This window comes from Pseudalkalibacillus hwajinpoensis, assembly GCF_039851965.1.
Taxonomy (GTDB): Bacteria; Bacillota; Bacilli; order Bacillales; family Guptibacillaceae; genus Guptibacillus; species Guptibacillus hwajinpoensis_E.
Map to the genome: position 1 here is coordinate 1,544,690 of NZ_CP156674.1, position 18,795 is coordinate 1,563,484.

Annotated in this window: 19 protein-coding genes and 1 pseudogene; 1 reads left to right on the forward strand and 19 read right to left on the reverse strand. The window is 42.2% G+C overall.

The genetic code is table 11. The annotated features are described in order from the left end of the window. Nucleotides 1-428 precede the first annotated feature (428 nt). The 18 genes and pseudogenes from ltrA to ABFG93_RS07935 all read right to left on the reverse strand — a co-directional run bounded on the left by ltrA (nt 429) and on the right by ABFG93_RS07935 (nt 17,577). On the reverse strand, nt 429-1,664 hold the full coding sequence (gene ltrA / locus ABFG93_RS07850; RefSeq protein ID WP_347552086.1) for a group II intron reverse transcriptase/maturase: 1,236 nt from the start codon (nt 1,662-1,664) through the stop codon (nt 429-431). Beyond that, nucleotides 1,631-1,822 (reverse strand): hypothetical protein, encoded by a 192-nt coding sequence (locus ABFG93_RS07855; RefSeq protein WP_347548066.1) that lies wholly within the window; start codon nt 1,820-1,822, stop codon nt 1,631-1,633. Before ABFG93_RS07855 ends, ltrA begins: the two co-directional genes overlap by 34 nt. A 428-nt stretch (nt 1,823-2,250) precedes the next feature. After that, complete coding sequence (locus tag ABFG93_RS07860) at nt 2,251-2,373, reverse strand: YuzL family protein (RefSeq protein ID WP_347552088.1); 123 nt, start codon at nt 2,371-2,373, stop codon at nt 2,251-2,253. 67 nt (nt 2,374-2,440) lie between these two features. After that, nucleotides 2,441-2,941 (reverse strand): DinB family protein, encoded by a 501-nt coding sequence (locus tag ABFG93_RS07865; protein WP_347552089.1) that lies wholly within the window; start codon nt 2,939-2,941, stop codon nt 2,441-2,443. 29 nt (nt 2,942-2,970) lie between these two features. Beyond that, on the reverse strand, nt 2,971-4,026 hold the full coding sequence (rsgA, locus tag ABFG93_RS07870; RefSeq protein WP_347552091.1) for a ribosome small subunit-dependent GTPase A: 1,056 nt from the start codon (nt 4,024-4,026) through the stop codon (nt 2,971-2,973). A gap of 401 nt (nt 4,027-4,427) precedes the next feature. After that, nucleotides 4,428-5,605, reverse strand: a pseudogene (locus tag ABFG93_RS07875) (acetyl-CoA C-acetyltransferase). Nucleotides 5,606-5,693: 88 nt separating this feature from the next. Further along, a complete protein-coding gene (locus ABFG93_RS07880; RefSeq protein WP_347552785.1) occupies nt 5,694-6,401 on the reverse strand; it encodes a 3-hydroxybutyrate dehydrogenase in 708 nt (235 codons plus the stop codon). A gap of 80 nt (nt 6,402-6,481) precedes the next feature. Next, nucleotides 6,482-7,801 (reverse strand): GntP family permease, encoded by a 1,320-nt coding sequence (locus ABFG93_RS07885; RefSeq protein WP_347552093.1) that lies wholly within the window; start codon nt 7,799-7,801, stop codon nt 6,482-6,484. A 15-nt stretch (nt 7,802-7,816) separates the two neighbouring features. Further along, a complete protein-coding gene (locus ABFG93_RS07890) occupies nt 7,817-8,485 on the reverse strand; it encodes a CoA transferase subunit B (RefSeq protein WP_347552095.1) in 669 nt (222 codons plus the stop codon). Nucleotides 8,486-8,497: 12 nt separating this feature from the next. After that, nucleotides 8,498-9,190 carry a CoA transferase subunit A gene (locus tag ABFG93_RS07895; protein ID WP_347552786.1) on the reverse strand — a complete coding sequence of 231 codons (693 nt, stop codon included), beginning with the start codon at nt 9,188-9,190 and terminating at the stop codon, nt 8,498-8,500. Nucleotides 9,191-9,429: 239 nt separating this feature from the next. Continuing rightward, nucleotides 9,430-10,773: a sigma-54 interaction domain-containing protein gene (locus tag ABFG93_RS07900; protein WP_347552097.1), complete on the reverse strand. Its 1,344-nt coding sequence runs from the start codon at nt 10,771-10,773 to the stop codon at nt 9,430-9,432. A 68-nt stretch (nt 10,774-10,841) separates the two neighbouring features. Next, nucleotides 10,842-11,018, reverse strand: a complete 177-nt coding sequence (locus ABFG93_RS07905) for a hypothetical protein (protein WP_347552099.1) — start codon at nt 11,016-11,018, stop codon at nt 10,842-10,844. Beyond that, nucleotides 11,015-11,875: an ABC transporter permease gene (locus ABFG93_RS07910; protein ID WP_347552101.1), complete on the reverse strand. Its 861-nt coding sequence runs from the start codon at nt 11,873-11,875 to the stop codon at nt 11,015-11,017. Before ABFG93_RS07910 ends, ABFG93_RS07905 begins: the two co-directional genes overlap by 4 nt. Before the next feature lies 1 nt (nt 11,876). Then, complete coding sequence (locus ABFG93_RS07915) at nt 11,877-12,803, reverse strand: ABC transporter ATP-binding protein (protein WP_347552103.1); 927 nt, start codon at nt 12,801-12,803, stop codon at nt 11,877-11,879. Next, nucleotides 12,796-15,192, reverse strand: a complete 2,397-nt coding sequence (locus ABFG93_RS07920; RefSeq protein ID WP_347552105.1) for a hypothetical protein — start codon at nt 15,190-15,192, stop codon at nt 12,796-12,798. The genes ABFG93_RS07915 and ABFG93_RS07920 overlap by 8 nt, the downstream gene beginning before the upstream one ends. 93 nt (nt 15,193-15,285) lie before the next feature. Further along, entirely contained in the window at nt 15,286-15,726 is a 441-nt protein-coding gene (locus tag ABFG93_RS07925) for a GNAT family N-acetyltransferase (RefSeq protein ID WP_347552107.1), read from the reverse strand. A 13-nt stretch (nt 15,727-15,739) separates the two neighbouring features. Then, the gene (locus tag ABFG93_RS07930; protein ID WP_347552109.1) at nt 15,740-17,215 is read right to left on the reverse strand and encodes a hypothetical protein; all 1,476 of its coding nucleotides are present in this window, start codon (nt 17,213-17,215) and stop codon (nt 15,740-15,742) included. A 122-nt stretch (nt 17,216-17,337) separates the two neighbouring features. Next, nucleotides 17,338-17,577, reverse strand: coding sequence for a hypothetical protein (locus ABFG93_RS07935; RefSeq protein WP_347552110.1), 240 nt, complete (start codon nt 17,575-17,577; stop codon nt 17,338-17,340). A 131-nt stretch (nt 17,578-17,708) separates the two neighbouring features. Between ABFG93_RS07935 and ABFG93_RS07940 the strand changes: the two genes are divergently transcribed. After that, on the forward strand, nt 17,709-18,059 hold the full coding sequence (locus ABFG93_RS07940; RefSeq protein WP_347552111.1) for a hypothetical protein: 351 nt from the start codon (nt 17,709-17,711) through the stop codon (nt 18,057-18,059). Nucleotides 18,060-18,233: 174 nt separating this feature from the next. Here ABFG93_RS07940 and ABFG93_RS07945 read toward each other — a convergent pair whose 3' ends face one another. Beyond that, nucleotides 18,234-18,728, reverse strand: coding sequence for a universal stress protein (locus ABFG93_RS07945; RefSeq protein WP_347552113.1), 495 nt, complete (start codon nt 18,726-18,728; stop codon nt 18,234-18,236). Nucleotides 18,729-18,795: the final 67 nt, after the last annotated feature.

Genomic DNA, 18,795 nt, shown 5'->3' on the forward strand with positions numbered 1-18,795 from the left:
ACAGGATATTTTCGAGTCCATGCTGGAAGCCAATGTGCTCTTAATCCCTTTTACAAATGGGGCAGCATCACGAATAAAGATTCCTCTCTTCTATGTTAATAAAGAGAAATTGTTAGAAGGGACAAGTCGTCTCCTTAGCGTACTGAACAACTTGCACATCAGACAATTCGCAGAAATTTATTGATGATCAGAGCTTGATAATAAAGATGAACACCTGGTGTGAGGATCATCTTGAGTACCATAGAAGATAGGGATATTTCTCTATTTGTTTATGAACTATGGCGAAGAATCCTGAGTGGTAAGTATAATAATTTCAATTGAATAGACGCTTTGAGTGAGAAAGGGGAATCGAGTAGGAGGGGGTGACTAACCCCCGACCTCTCACACCACCGTACGTACGGATCCGTATACGGCGGTTTCATGAAAATCTAACGTGCTTCTAACGATTTTAATCCTAACTGACGCCAATACTTGTCATTGGAGGTACGGTGGAGGATCGGGCTACTGGCAATTCGCCAGTAGCCTTTTCTTGTGTTGCTCCATTCAAAAGCTTTCGCTTTTGTAACACCTAATGAAAGGAGTTGTTTCCTTCTTGTTTTAGGTGTTTTCCATTCCTTCCACCGGATCATTCGTAATCTCCTTCTCAACCATGCCATTAATTCTCTAAAAGTTGATGTCGTTTCAGCGAGCTGGAAATAGTTTCGCCACCCTACAATGAATTTGTTTAATTTCTTGATTCGATCGGACATCGCTAAACTCCACTTTCGTGATGTTAAGCGTCGAAGTTCCTGTTTTGCTCGTTGGATTGATTGTTTCGCGACCCTGATTTTCGAGTCTCGGTGGAGCGTGAAACTAAACCCAAGGAACGTTCGTTTCCACGGGCGGTCAATCGCACTCTTTTCCTTATTAACTTTTAGTTTTAATTTCTTCTTGATAAACTGGCTGATATTTCGAAGGATTCGTTCGGCTGCTCTTCTTGAGCCTACGTAAATCTGACAATCGTCGGCGTATCGAACGAAACGAATACCTCTTGACTCCAATTCCTTATCCAGTTCATTTAACACGATATTTGATAGGAGTGGACTTAAAGGACTTCCTTGCGGTGTCCCTGCTTGGTTCGTCTGTGTTTGGCCGTTCTCCATAACCCCAGCTTGTAGGTATCTCCGAATGATTCGAAGGATGCGACCGTCCTTAACCCGACAACTCAATGTGCGCATTAGTCGGTCGTGGTGAACGCGATCAAAGAATTTCTCCAGATCGATATCCACCACCCACCGGTATCCGTCATTGACATATTCTTGGGCTTTTCGGACCGCATCGTGTGCTCGTTTTCCTGGTCGGAACCCGTAGCTTGAGTTGGAAAACGACGGATCGTAGATCCGTTGAAGATAAAGGTTGATAGCTTGTTGGATGAAGCGATCCATGGCGGTTGGAATGCCTAGCTTTCGTTTGCCTCCGTTCGGTTTCGGGATTTCGACACGACGGACGGGTGACGGTTGATAGGTTCCATCCAGAAGTTGGGCTTCAATCTCATTCCAGGACTCCGAGATCTGGGATTTCAGTTCAGACGTGGGAATGTGATCAACGCCGTGACTCCCTTTGTTTCGGACCACTCGTCGATAGGCTTCGTTTAAATTGTTCCGATGAAGTATCTTTTCCAACATGCTTTCTTCCTCCACGTGACAGGTTTCTTTCCTTGTGTGGCACCAATTCTCCACGCTCCATATGCCCTCAGAGACTTCACTCCTACCTCATATGTTGAGCTGAAATGTTCTGTGTCATCGAACGATGCGTACTTCGGTAGAACCTGTTCTCTATTCATGATTCGGTCCTTCCCGTACCATCTCGAGTTTGGAACGGTACTATGACCTCGGCTGACTTCTGGTGGTTCAGTGACTTCTCTTGAAGACAGTTACCATAGGTGTATGGCGTGACCGTCAGACCTCCCCGGGTAAGTGCACAAACTTCCTCTCCATTTACCCGCCTCATTTACTGCCATTTCCTTTGGTCATTTGGACTTCGATGTGTGTTGCCATCTCATCCGAGAATGACAGCCTTGTATGAGATTCGTGTTCCTCGGGTCAGAGATTTGCCTCTGGCTTCCTTCAGATTCCGAGTCGCCTCGGACACCCTTGCCTTTGGCTAACGGCTACAATGACCTTTGCCGTTCGGGACTTGAACCCTATAGCGTATGCACATGCCGGGCACACAACAAGAAAACACGCTGTCAATTGACAGCGTGTTTTCTTGTTATTTCTTTTTCTTTTTTCTAGCTGAATCACGGGGTGCTCCCATTTCAATACCGGTCCCTTGACCTTCAGGCTGAGATGAAGCAAGACCATTTGTGGAAGGATTTGCTTTTCGTTTTGGCATTCTTCTCACCTCCAACTACTAGGGTCTCCATCATTATGAGACTTATGCCCTTCTACAAGGGACAAACTTAGAGAAGTGGCGGCGAAATTGAGATGCCGTGTTCACTCATAAACACTTCAATCTGAAGCTTATGATGCTCATCGTGCTCGATTAACCCCTTCATATAGCTCGTGAGACAGAGTGGATACTTAGTAATATAAAAGGTCTCCTCCCACTGAGTAGGCTCAAATTGCTTCAGTCGAGCAACGACCCGTTCTCTTCCATACACACCCTCTTCTATTAACTCTTCTTTAGAAATTCCTGACATGGCATGCTCTGCTGCTTGACTGTTTACTTGCTCAACTTTCACATCGATTTCGGATAAAGATGCCTCATTTTTAATATAAGGAATCCTTTCTTCTAGAAGGAAGTCATCCCATGCCTTAATATGTGAAATAATTTCTGCAGGTGACCACTTCCCATTTTTAATTGGCGTGAAGAACAGTTCATCACTCATTTCCGTTGCGGTCTTCTGTAACCAATCCATAAACGAAGCATAGTCATCTAAAACATAACGTCCATCAGTCATTTAATTGACTCCTTTCAGAATTAAAAACTTTAACGCCGATGCTGTCTCGTTCGATCTCCTGCAATCTTCCTCCACTTCTTCTTCTCATCAAGCTGCGCCTTCACATTCGATTGCCTCTCTAAAAAAGCGAGTTCTTTCTGAAATTTCCTGTAGTTCTGAAAACGCCTCTCTTCAAGGCTTCCTTCTATTATCGCAGCTTCCACTGCACATTTCGGTTCCCCATTGTGCTGACAATCTCTGAAGAAACACCTCTCAGCAAGTGCATCAATATCCTTAAAGCTTGACGGCAAGCTGCTTGATTCCCATAGCTGAAGCTCTCTCATCCCGGGTGTGTCTATGAGAACCCCTCCGCCTTCAAGAACGATTAGCTCTCTACTTGTGGTGGTATGCCGACCTTTCCCATCATCCTCCCTGATATCCTGAACAGCCTGAATGTCGTTACCAACTAATTTATTTATGAGCGTCGACTTTCCGGCCCCAGATGATCCTAAGAGAGCCGTAGTGGTTCCTTTCTCTAAGTAAAAAGTTAGTTCATCAATACCTGTTCCAATCGCAGAACTGACTACGTGAACTGGAACACCAGCGGCAATACTAGCAAGAGAATTCACTTTTTCTTCACGATCAGTGCACAAATCAGCTTTGCTTAGGACAATCACTGGATTGGCACCACTTTCCCAGGCCATCACAAGGTAACGTTCAATTCTACCAGGATTAAAATCCTGATTGAGAGAATTCACCAAAAATACTGTATCGATATTAGCAGCAATGATTTGTTCTTCGGTGGTGTTACCGGCAGATTTTCTTGAGAATTTACTTTTTCGCGGCAATAGATATTGAATGATCGCTCGTCCCTGTGACGGATTAGAAATGAGGACCCAATCCCCTACCGCTGGTAAATCGTCTCGAAGTCCCGCTTCAAAACGAAACTTTCCAGACAACTCCGCTACAAAATCTCCTTCTTCTGTTGTCACCTCGTATGAACCACGATGTTCTCGTCGAACGCGTGCAGGTACCCTTCCATCCTTTTTAATTTCTTGATAAGCACCTTCATAAAAAGAATTCCATCCTAAATTAGTTAAGTTCAATTAAAAAGCCTCCTGATTAATAAGATCTATGCTCCCCTTTTAAAAGAGAATAGATTTTACTGTATAATAAAAAGCCGTTCTCTTACGACGGCTTTATCCTCAAACGCTCTGAGCGTTTGAGGAGGAATGAAGCTGATGACCAAATCGCCAGCATATTCATTCCAATATACGATGCAGTTACACATCTAACGTATAAAAAAACCATGGACATATGTGCACAGTCCATGGTTTAACTCTTATTAATCAAGAGAAATTTCCCTTATTAAAACCAGTTGGACTGTGCACAATATTCAATTAGCAATAAATTCGTATTGTAATTCACCATAATGCACAACCCCTTTCGTAACGTAGTAAATATAGTATATCCGATTGAATATTAATTGTAAATGTTTTCCGACTAATTAGATAACTTCCACGACCATAGCAATTCCCTGACCCCCACCAATACATAAGGATGCGACGCCATACTTGCCATTCCTTCGCTTTAATTCCTTGATTAGCGTATAAAGCACTCTTGTTCCACTGGCACCAACTGGATGCCCGAGAGCAATGGCTCCTCCGTTCACATTCACTTTTGATCGATCGAGCTCTAGTTCCTTTTCAACAGCTATATACTGTGCAGCAAATGCTTCATTCACTTCGATAAGGTCCATTTCCTGCATGGTCATATTTGCTTTTTGCAAGGCGTTTTTAATCGCTGGCACTGGTCCAATCCCCATAATGGAAGGATCCACCCCCGCAATCCCCCATGATACAATCCGAGCAATAGGCGCAAGGTTATTGGCAGCTGAATACTTTTCTCCTGCTAACACAATTGCTGCTGCTCCGTCGTTAATCCCGCTTGCATTCCCACTGGTTACTGTACCATTTTTCTTAAAGGCAGATTTCAACGAAGATAGCTTATCAGCCGTTGTCCCTTCTCGAATGTGTTCATCAATTGAAACCGTTTCCACACCCTTTTTCCCCTTAACTTCTACTGGAGCAATCTCTTCAGCAAAGACACCCTTTTCCCTTGCTATTGCAGCTCTCTGATGGCTCTGTGCGGAGAATTCATCCTGCTCTTCTCTTGTTATACCATATTTTTCAGCAAGATTTTCCCCCGTCATTCCCATTCCGTTTCCTGTATATTCGTCGGTTAACGTAGCCCAGAGCATGTCTTCTATCTGAGGTGCTCCAAGCTTTGTACCAAAACGGCTGCCTCGAAGCGCTATGGAGATAGACTCATGTTGTCCGAGCCGCCGGCAAGAGCCGTATTTCCTTCGACCATCATAATTGATTGTGCCGCTGAAATAATAGACTGCATACCTGAACCACACAGTCGGTTAACTGTAAGAGCGGGACTTGCGATAGGAACGCCAGCGCCTAGAGCAATGTGACGTGCGAGATATGAGGCATTCGATGTTGAGTGGATGACATTTCCCATAACCGATAAATCGATTTCTTCTGCATCAACACCGCTTTTCTTCAGAGCTTCCTTACTCGCCGTTATTCCTAAATCTGTCGGACTAACATCTTTAAGCGATCCCCCGAATGTTCCAAACGGTGTTCGTGCACCTTCTAAAATAAAAACATCTCTCATGTTTCTCCCTCCATTCCTCTCTATTTTACAAATAAAAGGAAAACGTTTACAAGCCTAACACCAAAGCGGACAGTGTGGAAGCTTTACTTTATTGAGCCGTATACCCTCCATCAATAACCACCGCCTGCCCTGTGACCCCTCCTGCTTTATCACTGGCCAAAAACATCGTATAGTCGGCAATTTCCTCAACCGAGAGAAGCCGTCTCTGAGGTACAAGGGGATAAATTACTTCCTCAAGCACTCGTTCAAGCGCAACGCCTCTACTTTTTGCGAGGTCTTCAAGCTGCCCTCTTACAAGTGGTGTATCCACGTAGCCCGGGCACACCGCGTTAACTGTAACGCCATATTCAGCCCCTTCAAGCGCCGCAACTTTTGTAAGCCCAATAACCCCATGCTTTGCACTATTGTATGCAGCTTTTCCTGAGAACCCGACAAGCCCATTAATTGAAGACATGTTAATAATGCGACCAGACTTCTGCTTCTTCATGATTGGAAAAACAAGTTTTGTCGCGATAAAAGGAGCCACAAGCATGACTTTCGTTAGGAGCTCAAATTTCTCGGTTGGAAAAGATTCGATAGTCGAGACGTGCTGAAGCCCAGCATTGTTAATGAGAACATCTACCCGTTCAAACTGAACCATTGTTTGATTAAATAATGCTTCTACTTCGCTTTCTTTGGTTACATCACAGCGAAGTCCGATTGCACCGTTCAATTCAGATGCCACTTGCTTTACTTTTTCCTCATCCAAATCACTCAGCACAACCCTTGCACCATTTTCTGCGAAAACCGTAGCCATTTCTTTACCGATGCCACTTGCCGCCCCAGTGATGATGACAACCTTATCTTTAACGTCCAAACCACTTCCTCCTTATTACATTAGATTCCAAGTCCAAGACTGAATAACACAATTGCAAGGGCTAGACCAATAAGTGGGACAATAACTGTTAACGCTCCCACTGCACCGTAGGCATCCTGATGTGATTCTCCACAAATGGCACGTATTGTTGTAACGACATAGCCATTATGAGGTAAGGAATCAAGAGCGCCTGACGAAATTGCAATCGTACGGTGAAGGGCTTCAGGATTTACACCTGCATCGATATAATGTGGTGCAATAATAGGTAAGGCAATAACCTGACCTCCAGATGCGGACCCCGTTAAACCTGCAATGACGCTTACGGCTATCGCTCCCCCGATAAGTGGGCTACCTGGAATGCCTGTCATAAAATCAACAGCCGTTTCAAATGCAGGAACAGCTTTCGCAACACCGCCGAAACCAACAACAGCTGCTGTATTACCAATCGCAATGAGTGCGCCTAATGTTCCATCAGAGACCGCACGCCCGAAGTTCGCAAAGTATTTTCTGTTAAGTAAATAGGTCGCTATAATCCCACCGAGTAATGCAATAATAAGCGCTGATTGTTTTAAGCTATCGTGGAAAATGAAGGAAATAATTAATACAATAACGAGCGGAACGAGTCCCAATAAAGGATTTGGAAGTGGACGATTTTCAACTTCTGGATCTTCTTTACGAGACTCAAACCGCTCTCCTTTTGCAACAGCTTTTGTAATCATTCGCTTAAGCCACCAGTAACCAAATAAAGCCATGAATACAGCAACAATTAAGCTAACTTCCCATCCTGCATATGGGCTGGTATTTAAATACTCAATGGGAATCCAGTTCTGGATTTCAGGTGAACCTGCAGATGTCATCGTGAACGTAACCGAACCAAATGCTAGTGCAGCCGGTATGAATCGACGCGGTAAATCCGCCTGCTTAAATAAACTAACCGCCATCGGATAAACAGAGAAAGCAACAACGAAGAGACTAACCCCACCGTAAGTTAAGATCGCACAGGCAAGGACGATTGCAAGAACAGCCTGTTTTAATCCAAGCTTCTCTACTACCCACTTCGAGACACTATCGGCAGCACCGCTATCTTCCATCACTTTTCCGAAAATAGCTCCAAGTAAAAACATTGGAAACCAGGCTGCAACAAATCCCGAGAAACCACCCATATAGTTTCCAACGAAATTCGGTGCCCCTTCCGAAACGAGCTGTGGAAAGAGTGGCAATCCGCTTAGAACGGCTACTACAACGGCACAAAGCGGACCTGCTACAAGCAAGTTCATTCCTTTCATCGTGAGATAAATAAGCAGAAATAACCCGCCAATTAATCCAATCATACTTAACATTGTGGTTCCTCCTTTTTAGTACGCATCATACCGAACCTCCGATGGTACAATGATTTCTGGTTCAGTTGAATTCTTTATCTCTTCTAAGGTAAAGCCAGAAGCAATTTCTCGAACAAGAAGACCCTCATCTGTTACATCCAGTACTGCACGGTCTGTAATAATACGTTTCACAACAGCTTTACCTGTTAAAGGAAGCGAGCATTTTTCTACAATTTTAGGAGCACCGTTTTTGCTAACATGATCCATGATCACGATGATTTTCTTAGCTCCATGTACGAGATCCATAGCACCGCCCATTCCTTTAATCATTTTTCCAGGAATCATCCAGTTTGCAAGGTCACCCTGCACAGATACTTCCATACCACCGAGTATCGCAAGGTCAATGTGACCTCCCCGGATCATTCCGAAAGATTCGGCGCTATCGAAATAGGAAGCCCCTTTTATCGCCGTTACTGTTTCTTTTCCTGCATTAATTAAATCAGGATCTACGTCACCTTCCTCTGGGTATTCTCCAATGCCTAGAAGACCATTCTCCGACTGAAGGACCACAGTTTTATTTTCAGATATGTAATTGGCAACAAGAGTTGGGATTCCGATCCCAAGATTGACATAGTAACCGCTTTCGATTTCTTGTTCAGCTCTGCTAGCGATTCGTTCTCTCACGTTGTTTTTGATCGTTTTCATTCCCAATCTCTCCTATCCATTTCGAACTGTTTTTCGCTCGATTCTCTTTTCCTGTGCTCCTTCAAGTAAACCCTGAACGTAAATCCCTGGCGTATGAATATGATCTGGTTCTAATTCCCCAGTATCAACTAATTTTTCTACTTCTGCTAACGTTACTTTTCCGGCAGCTGCGATCATTGGATTAAAATTGCGTGCTGTTTTGTTGTAGACTAGATTTCCCATCTCATCTGACTTAAAAGCCCTCACAAGACTGTAATCCGCCTGAAGTGCTTTTTCTAAGACATATTCTTTGCCATCAAACACTCTAGTTTCTTTCCCATCTGCTACCTGGGTCCCAACTCCTGCTGGTGTGTAAAATGCAAGTATTCCGGCTCCACCTGCTCTAATTCGTTCAGCAAGCGTTCCTTGGGGAATCAATTCAACTTCAAGTTCACCCGATAAAACCTGACGTTCAAATTCTTTATTTTCTCCAACATAAGATCCGATCATCTTCTTGATTTGATGATTTTTAAGAAGTAGCCCTAGTCCCCACTCATCAACACCACAATTATTAGAAATAATCGTCAGATCTTTCACTCCTGACTCAACCAATCCAAGAATCATTTGTTCCGGTATACCGACTAAACCAAATCCACCGACCATTAACGTAGATCCATCAGCAATCTCTTTCACTGCATCGAACCCATTCACAAAATGTTCTTTCATCATTCCAGCTCCTTTTCATGTTCACTACTTAATATGCAAGATCCATGCCAAATTTCAAAGTTCACAAATATGTAAGCGTTTGCTTGATTGTTCATTCTTCACTTCAATTTTTCTTTTCCGTTATTTCGGAAAAATACTATGAAAGCGCTTTAAAGAACAGGAGAATCTTGCTTTCTTCCAATATAAATAAAGAAATTCCAGAAATCCGGAACGTTTTCCGGATTTCTGGAATTAAATAGTTATAGGTTATACTTTTTGATTTTGTCGTATAGGCTCGTTTTACCAATGCCAAGTATTTCAGCCGCGGCCAGTTTATCGTTCTCACATTGAACAAGCGTTTTGCGAATTGCTTCAGATTCTGCTTCTTCGAGAATTTCCTTCAACTTCCGATCACCTGCCACTATCCCTTCCTTCTCCTTTAAATAGTCAGGAAGAGAAGCTATATCGACTGTTTCACTTCTTGTTAAATGCACTGAAGCTTCTAACGCATTCTCAAGCTCTCGCGCGTTTCCAGGCCAATTGTGCTTACGAAGTAACTGTAAGGCATTTTCTTCAATTCTGATCACACGCTTTCCGGCTTTTGCTGCGATTTTTCGCACAAAAGATTCTGCGAGAGGTTTCACATCTTGCACACGTTCTCTTAAAGGTGGTATGAGTAATTGAATAACGTTAATCCGATAAAATAAATCTTCTCGAAACCGACGTTCTTCCACCATTGCTTCTAGAGGACGATTCGTAGCTGCGATAACTCTGACATCAACCTTTTTCGACGATATGCCGCCCACACGCTCTACTTCTCTATCCTGCAGAACGCGCAGTAGCTTAACCTGCATATTAACAGGCATATCCCCAATTTCATCCAGGAAGATTGTGCCTGTATTTGCTAGCTCAAATTTTCCTGGCTTCCCCCCTTTTTTGGCTCCTGTAAATGCCCCTTCCTCATAACCAAAGAGCTCGGATTCGAGAAGCTGATCTGGAATTGCACCGCAATTCACTTTAATAAAAGGACGATTACTACGTTCACTCAATTGATGAATGCTATGGGCAAAGAGCTCTTTACCCGTACCACTCTCACCGCGAATGAGCACCGAGACGTTTCCACTTGCTACCTGCTTCACCTTCTCTTTTAGACGCTGGATAGACTCTGATAGACCAACAATGTCATAGAGAGAATAACTTGCACCGTTTTCCTTCGCAGAACCACTTCGGTAATACTCAAGCTCTGATAGCAAAACTTTAATATTTGTATTCATTTGCTTCCATTGTTCAGTATCTCGAAAAATCACTGTCCCAACTGCACCAACTACTTTATTGTTATGATAAATGGGAACTCGGTTTGCAACCATATAATTCCCGCGAATATATTGCAAATCAGCAAGCTCCACATTTCCACTTCTAGCGACAATGTGCATCCGCGTGTTTTCTATTACATCCGTTACATGCATGCCAACAACAGTTGAACTCTCTACTTCAAGAAATTCACAATACGTTTTATTCATATAATCAATGATTCCATCTTTATTAACGACTACAAGCCATTCGTAAGCGTTATCAATTATTGATTCCAGCATAGCGCATTTCATCGTAAGACACTCCTTTGTATCCCACCCTTGATTGACCTTAAAACCTTCACCTCTGATGGAAGTATCACTTATGTTCTACGGTCTATTGTACCATCCCCTCGGAATTGAACATCCAGAAAAGCAAAAAGACTGCCAGGCACCTTTTTGCTTTCATTGCTTGTTTTTAGCTTCAAGAAGTCTTGCCATTCGATCGTTGCTCGCATGAGAACTCTCAAATATACGAGAAACGATTCCCTTTCATTCATTCCATTTTCTCTCTTTTACGATTACCCTTCATATTCGGTCGAAGCTTCAAGATACTAACCCAGAGGGAAAGAACAATCATGACAAAACAAATACAAAGGTAGCTAACCCAGAGTGGAATGGAAATACCGCTTGATTTAAAAAACTCTTCCTGCATTGTCGGTTCAAATATGGAGAATAGAACTACAGCAGGATTAACCATAACAGATAAGTATGGAATTGGGTTTTGACCGGGAATCTGGCCCCCCATATACAACATCTGCATAGAAAACAGAGTGATAAAACCGGTCCCTGCCGTAAGAAAGAGCGCTGTACCATATGTTGTAATCATTGAAACGATTGTTTTTCGTATTAAGGTCGAAAACATCACCCCGAGGCTACCCAGTGTAAAAATCGTAACAAGGTAAAGGCCAAATGTAGCGAGCAGCGTTCCCGGAGAAATCCCCCCAAATAGAAACACAATGCTATACAGAGGAAGCGAAGCAACTATAATCAAGAGTAAAAAGGAAGTAGAAGAAAGTAGCTTCCCTAAAATAATGCTTGTTGATGATTGTTTGGTCGTAAGAAGCATATTTAGCGTTTGTCGTTCGCGCTCACCACTAATGACGCCTGCGGTTAATCCCGGGGTCATAAACATGATTAGTGCAAGCTGTACCATTGAAAGAACGATAAACATGTAGCGACTTTCTTCCGGTCTGAAATAACCCATTTGTGTATTTATTGAGGTTAAATAAATAAACCCAATTCCAATACCACCTAGAACGAACAAATAGATCAGAATACCAAGGTAGCTTTTAAAAGACCGAAGTCTGAGCTTAAATTCTTTGTTCAGGACTGGATTAAGGAGAAAGGATTTCACGTTATTCCACCCCTTTCGTTATTTCCATAAAGATATCTTCAAGATCCGTTTGTTCTTCTGTAAAACTTAGAATGGGGAGCTTCATGTCGAGGGCTTCTTTAAGTAGCATCACCTGTTCCTCATCGCTTCCGTTAAAGCCAAAATGAATCTCTCCTGCTCCGTATTTAATAACGTCAACTGCCAGATGGTGGTTCTCGAAGAAGTGCATTGCTGCTTCCAAATCATGCTGCACTCTCACGATGAGCAGTTTATTCGCTCGCAGCTGCTGTTGAATCGTAGCAACAGATCCTGTAGCAACCAGTTTCCCATTCTCAATCACTCCCAGTGCATCACACATTTCAGAAAGCTCTGGTAGAATGTGGGAGGAAATTAAGATTGTTTTTCCCATTGATTTCAATCCCTTAAGAATATCTCGCATTTCTACCCTTGCTCTCGGATCTAATCCTGAAGCAGGTTCATCTAATATCAGTACCTCTGGGTCATGAATCAGACACCTAGCAAGACAAAGACGCTGTTTCATTCCTCTTGAAAGCAGATCAACGTACGTATCTTTTTTACTCGCTAAGTTAACCAGCTCAAGCAGTTGTGGAATTAATACTTCTCGCTCTTTTGCCGAAATGCTATAGCTCGCTCCAAAGAAGTCAAGGTATTCTCCCGCTTTAAATGTGTCATACACCCCAAAGAAGTCTGGCATATACCCGATGAACTCCCTTACTTTTGCTGGATTCTGCGTGATATCCACTCCATTGATATAAGCTGTTCCACTGGTGGGTGCTAATAGGGTTGCCAGAATCGAAAATGTGGTCGACTTCCCTGCACCATTCGGACCAACGACACCAAAAACAGTACCCTTCTCAATCGTAAGGTTCATCTGGTCAAGCGCTGTGAACGTTCCGTATCGTTTCGTTAAATTAACAATATCAATCACCTGTAAACTCCCCCTTCAAGCTAATGCGCGGGATGAAAAATTGACTATCAAAATTAGATGTTTGATCCACTTGAATGACGATTTCGCCATTATCAGTTATATAGCTGTTAAGATTATCAGTGAACGTTTGACTTTGTTGATCAAGAAGTGTCTCCTTTTTTCCCTGCTTCATTAAATGAATTTCGGATCCTGAGTTTACCGAATCGAACTGAATGCTTAACTCACGATAATTTACGTCACTTTCCCGAATCGCTTCCGGTAGTTCATATACAAATTCATAAACGCCAGTAGAGATATCCACCCAGTGTTCCCCGTTATGAACAGGGTCCATATAAACCGGGGCCCCCCCTTCAAATGCTTCGATATCCGGAATGAGATCATCTCCACTAAGAGTGAAAGTGCCTTCCTTACTTGCAGTAACGGAAACTGGCTGAACAACCAGATTCAAACTATTTCTCTTTGGTACTTTATTGTTAATTTCCGTTTGTATCACCGAACGATCAGAATACCCGATGATAACTGGCATAGACTCAGTTTGATCAAGGAGCTGATTCATCAGCAAGAATTCAAGGAGGGCAAATTCCTTCCAATCCTCATTTTGAGAACTGCTATAATTTTGTGCGTTGGGAAAAGCTTTCTGTGCGGCATAAGATGATGGCGCTCCCATCACTGAATTTTGAATTTCGTCAATAAATACGTCCATCTTTTTTCCAGCCTGTAAGCTACCAAACGAATAGGCACTTCCGCCACTTAACAGATAAACATTTTCAAGGTCGACATCCAACCCGCTTGAAAGAGTTCCTGAAAGCTGGTTATTCTTAACAGCTAGATCTGCCGTCATTGTACCCATTTCAACCTCTGGAACTTTGATCATCGCTGATCTAGTCGACCAGTATTCCACATTATGAAATGTGACACGTTCACCCTCAGCAGTATTTTCGAGCATTGGTAACTGGCGATAGTTTATATCTTCATTAAAATCAATCTTCGGCGAAACGGACAGATCCTCTCCTTGAAACGAAACGCTATAATCACCGCTCCCATTGGTCAGGATTGAAGCTGCACCAAACCCTGACGCCATACCGCTCTCATTCACCTGGAAGATCGTAACCTCATTTGCCTGTGATCCCTGAAGACGATCTTTCGCACCTGCTACATAAATCCCGATACTTGTTAGAATCGCAAGTGTTGGGATGATCCACCATCCCCATTCACGTTTGTCTCTCTTGTTCAAAATTAAATATAGAACTGGCACAACGACAAGCAGATAAACGGCAAACAGAACTGTAAGAAGTGATACTGATATGATTGATCCAGGAAATAACTCAGAATCATAGGTTAACTGGCTCAGCATTTCGTCGAACGATTCAAAGCCAAAAGCTCCTTTATTACTATTCACCTGGATTAACTTTTCCCAAAGGACATCGTTATCTTCCCAATCGACAAGGGCTTTGGCTGCAGGGTTATAAGCTAATTGGGTTACTTCCCCCATGCCGATTCGACTGGTTATAACGAGTGGCGTATCCTCCTGTTCAAACACGACTCTTGCAGTCTCTGAAAGTTCTCCTGTAACTATTTCAAAATTTGATACATTCAATGGTTCCTTTTGTGATACAAGCTCGAATTGATTCACGCCTTCCTTACCTGAAGGCTTAAGTGGCATTAGCGATGCAAGACTACCAAGTCTCTGTTCCACTCCAGTGGAAGAGCCTATAACGAGCTCTCCGCCTCTTTTCACCCACTCAGCAATGGCTTCCTGCTCAGCATCTGAGAAGCCAGCCACATTAAATTCATTTATCAAAAGCATATCGAAAACTTCTAACGCCTCCGCAGAATCATATACGGACGTTAATTGAATTAATTCTGGTGAACTCCCATTAACTTTTGCTAATTTGATTGCGTTAAATGCATCCTGATTATCGCTCAGCACACCAATAACAAGGCGATCATATGGGAGAAAAGATGGCGTAAGATCAAGATCACCTGTCAACTTAACCTTATCCCCCGATTTAAAGTCACCTTCATAGAAAGCTATGTGTTCTGCTTTTGAATTTGACGCAGGATTTAAAGAATGTTGAATATGTTCCCCAAAACCGGCCATCGACAGCTCCAATGTTTTTTCTTCACCAGCTTCGAGCTCTACAGGGATAACCTGGTTATGACCTGATGAATAGCCCTTGCTTGAGGAAACCACCAGATCTCCATTCACACTTTCTCCGTTATTTGTTAATGTAATTTCGACTGGAAATCCCTTACCGGTCTGAGCTTTTCCATCAATCCCAATTTTAGACTCAACCTCAATGGCACCTGCCGCACTCACAGTTCCTTGTAACGCTATAAAAAGCATCGTGAAGAGCATAACCACAGCAGGTAGATGTAATTTCCCCACCTTTTCTTCCCCCTTTAGTTCTTTATCCACATCTATGACGAGCTAAGTTACAAAAAAGTTCCATTTTCACAAACTGGAAAATGGAACTTCTTTCTAGATGCTGTATGAAAGACGGATCATATCTCTGCAACGAATACCGTCTTCCATAATTTCTTCGGGATAATCATCAAAAAACCCCATTACAATTTCGGAAATACGAAAGCCACATTTCTGATACAATGCAAGCTGACCAATACTTGAATTGCCTGTACCGATTTCCACAGATTTCATACCATTTTTTTCTGCTCTTTGTAAAGCATCCTTTATTAACTTCTTTCCTATTCCCTTATCTCTCCACGTTTCCTTCACAGCTATGTTCTTAATTTCTGTGATAGAAGATTCAATCGGCAGTAAAACGTAAACCCCGATTACTTCCCCATCTTCCTTTGCTACATAACACTTCCCTTTTGAAATATATTCCTTTATGTGAGGAATAGAAGGATCGGCTTCAAGAAGTAGCTTATATGGGTAAGATTTCGTTTCCTCTACAATCATGCCGTTTCCTCCTTCATTGTAACTCGAACGAATTAATCTCCCCAGCTGTTTTTTCATATATTGGAAAATGGCTTAATTTCAATGTCACTTCACTCGATCGCTCTAAGAAGTCCCTGTTAATATGAAAAACCTGAATCTCCTTATCCGGGAACCCTTCAGATGAGCTTCCATACGTTTCTGCAAGCTTGCCTTTCTCATTGCTTATTTCAATAAGTGGGCCATAATTAACGGTTTGGAGTGAGCTTGACCCAACATTACTGTATTTCAAGTTTTGCATTTCCTCTGTGACCGTTTTAAACCATGTGTGAAACTGCTCATCAGGAATGCTCTCGATCTGAAGCTCCAATCCCAGCACTTCACTAACTCCGCTCATTTCGTATCCCGGGAGCGCGTTTGAGAACCCTCCAAAAGAAATCGTCATGCCATTCTTGTTTCCAATCTCTTCACTAATCTCTACTTTCTCTCCATCTGGTAATTCCATTCCTTTAGTAAGGATCTCATTTGAGATTGTATAAGTAAGTGGTTCATCACGATCTGTGAATTCTACTGCTCTCACTTCCACTTGAAAGCTAGTAGGTGTTTTTTCAAATGAGTTTAGGTTAACCTCATAATAGTCTTCTTTTCTCGTTACAGGATAATACTGCTCCATCATGACACCACCATCTGCTCTAGTAGCCAGTGTAACCCCTTGTAAAATCTTATCTGTATTTTTCAATTGAAAGGAAAGATTCGCATGATCAATCGTTAACATTAACTCCCTCCATACAAGCTCGGAATTCTCCAATAATTTCGTAGACTCATTTAATTTAAAGGTTTTAAGAGGTTGATCATAGGCAGGATCAAGAGATGCATTGATTGAGAACGAATCTATGACGCTTTCCTCATTGGAGACATGGATTATTTTGGGAGTCTCAATAGTAATATGATCAATATCATCCCATTCGTAAACATGTTGAAGTTCTTCAAAATTCTGCTCAGAACCTGCGATATCAATCGCAACTCCTCTGTACATTCTGTGACCAGAAACATAGCCTTGTGCCAGCCAGTTCGGCCCCATTCCTAACGACTGATCGAGCTTTAAAGAAATTTCCTTATTCTCTGAATGAAGAGAAACTTTATCAAATTGGAGATAAGGAATATCAAGATTCCGCTTATCCTTCTGAAGGAGGTCCACGCTATAAATGAGATGGAGAACATTATACTGAAACCAGACTTTCTCTACCTTCAGGGTACGCCGTTCTTCTAGTAGAAACGTTTCATGATCGACATCCGTAAACAAATCATATTCTGTCGCAAGGTTTGATCCTGTTAACCCACGAATAATTTCTTTAATAGCTTTATCCTCACTTTGTACTTCCTCAAAATTCTCATTAATTTCAAAAGTTGGTTCGCTTTCCTGGCTCCAATTTAAATAAACCAGGAATGCACTGAACAAAATCAGGACAGGCACTAGTTTATAAATGGTCTTCTTCAATTTAACGGACTTCATTTTAATCTCCTCTTCATAATTCCCATTACACTTATCATACTATTCTTTCAATTATGAGCAAAGAAGAGATTGGTAAAGATCAGCGTTATTTTCCCGTTAAAAAAACCATGCGTCTGCATGGTTTAAGCTGCTTTAACTCTCGCGGTAATCACGATACTTATAATGAATGAGCCTATTAAACTAATGAAATCAATTGGATTAGTTAACATCCCCAAAGTTACACTACTCGTTAGTTGCTGTCCTCTGCTCCATGCGTCTAACCATTCCGTCTGGAAAGCCATGTTAACAATCGAACCAATAATTAAATTGAGAATGAAATAGAAACAAACAAGGCTTATTGTAAAAATAATGTACTTTTTCAAATGGTCTACCCCTTTTACAAACGTCTTCTTTGCTATTGTAACCTGTATGAATGACATTTCTCAAATGGCGTCAAACACTTTTTTCGATAAAATCCATACGGTATTATTATCACGCTTCAGGAGGAATCGCCATGTTTAACTACCGATACAGACCTTACCTACCGCCACCTTTTCCCGGCTATCCGTGTCGTCCCTATCCTTCTGTAGAAGTCACTCGCTTCCAGGACTCGGCAAGCACTTGTATGCATCTTATGAATGATGGCCAGACGATACTCAAAAAAGTTCGCCAAGATGCTCAATTTGCTCATGAATTAAAAGATGCAGCACAGAAAAATGATCATTCGCACGTTCAGGAACTTATAAAAGGAACAGGGATTCAATCTTCCTTCCATATCGCTTATACACCAGACGCCATTCGAATCGATCTCATGGCAGGAAATGAAGATGACTGCAGTGAACTAACCATGAAACTTTGCTGGTAAGCAAAATGGCCTCATTCAATGAGGCTTTGTGCACTTTGTTTATGAACGGCGATTAAATTAGCTCATCAACACCAAGGTATCGTATTTTCAACAATAGCAACTAACAGAGTATGTTTATTAAACATTACAAAAGCCCGGCAGCACCGAGCTTTTTGTGAGTTTTATTTAAATTGTTTATTTAACAATTAATACGGGACAAGTAGCTTGCTGAGCCACTTTCTGACTTACACTACCAAGCATCCACTTTTTAATACCACTTAGCCCCCTGCTTCCGATCACAATTAAATCTGCTTCAGTCATCACAGCAAGGTCGACAATTTCTTTCGCGGGGTCGCCAGCCCTAACGTCTGTTTGAACATTTACACCCATATGGTGAAGCGTTTCCTTCACTTCTCTCAACATTGCTTCTCCATTGCTTCGCTCCATGAGAACTCCGTCTGAATGATCATCCTGAACAGGAGAAGGAACACCTGCATGCCCCTCATTACCAATACTGCCAGTACCATAAGGGATTCTTGTTGCAGGTTGGGCAGAGAATTTATGTGATTCTTTTGTAACGTGGACCAGTTGGATGGTTGCTTTACTTGCTTCTGCTAGCTTCATCGCTTGATGGAGCGCCTTTTCACTATCTTCAGAACGATCATACGCTACTACGATTTTGGTATACATCTTCTCTTCCTCCTCAAAGTTTGAAGTAGTTAGAATATACCCGATGGAATATGAAAATAACGCTCTG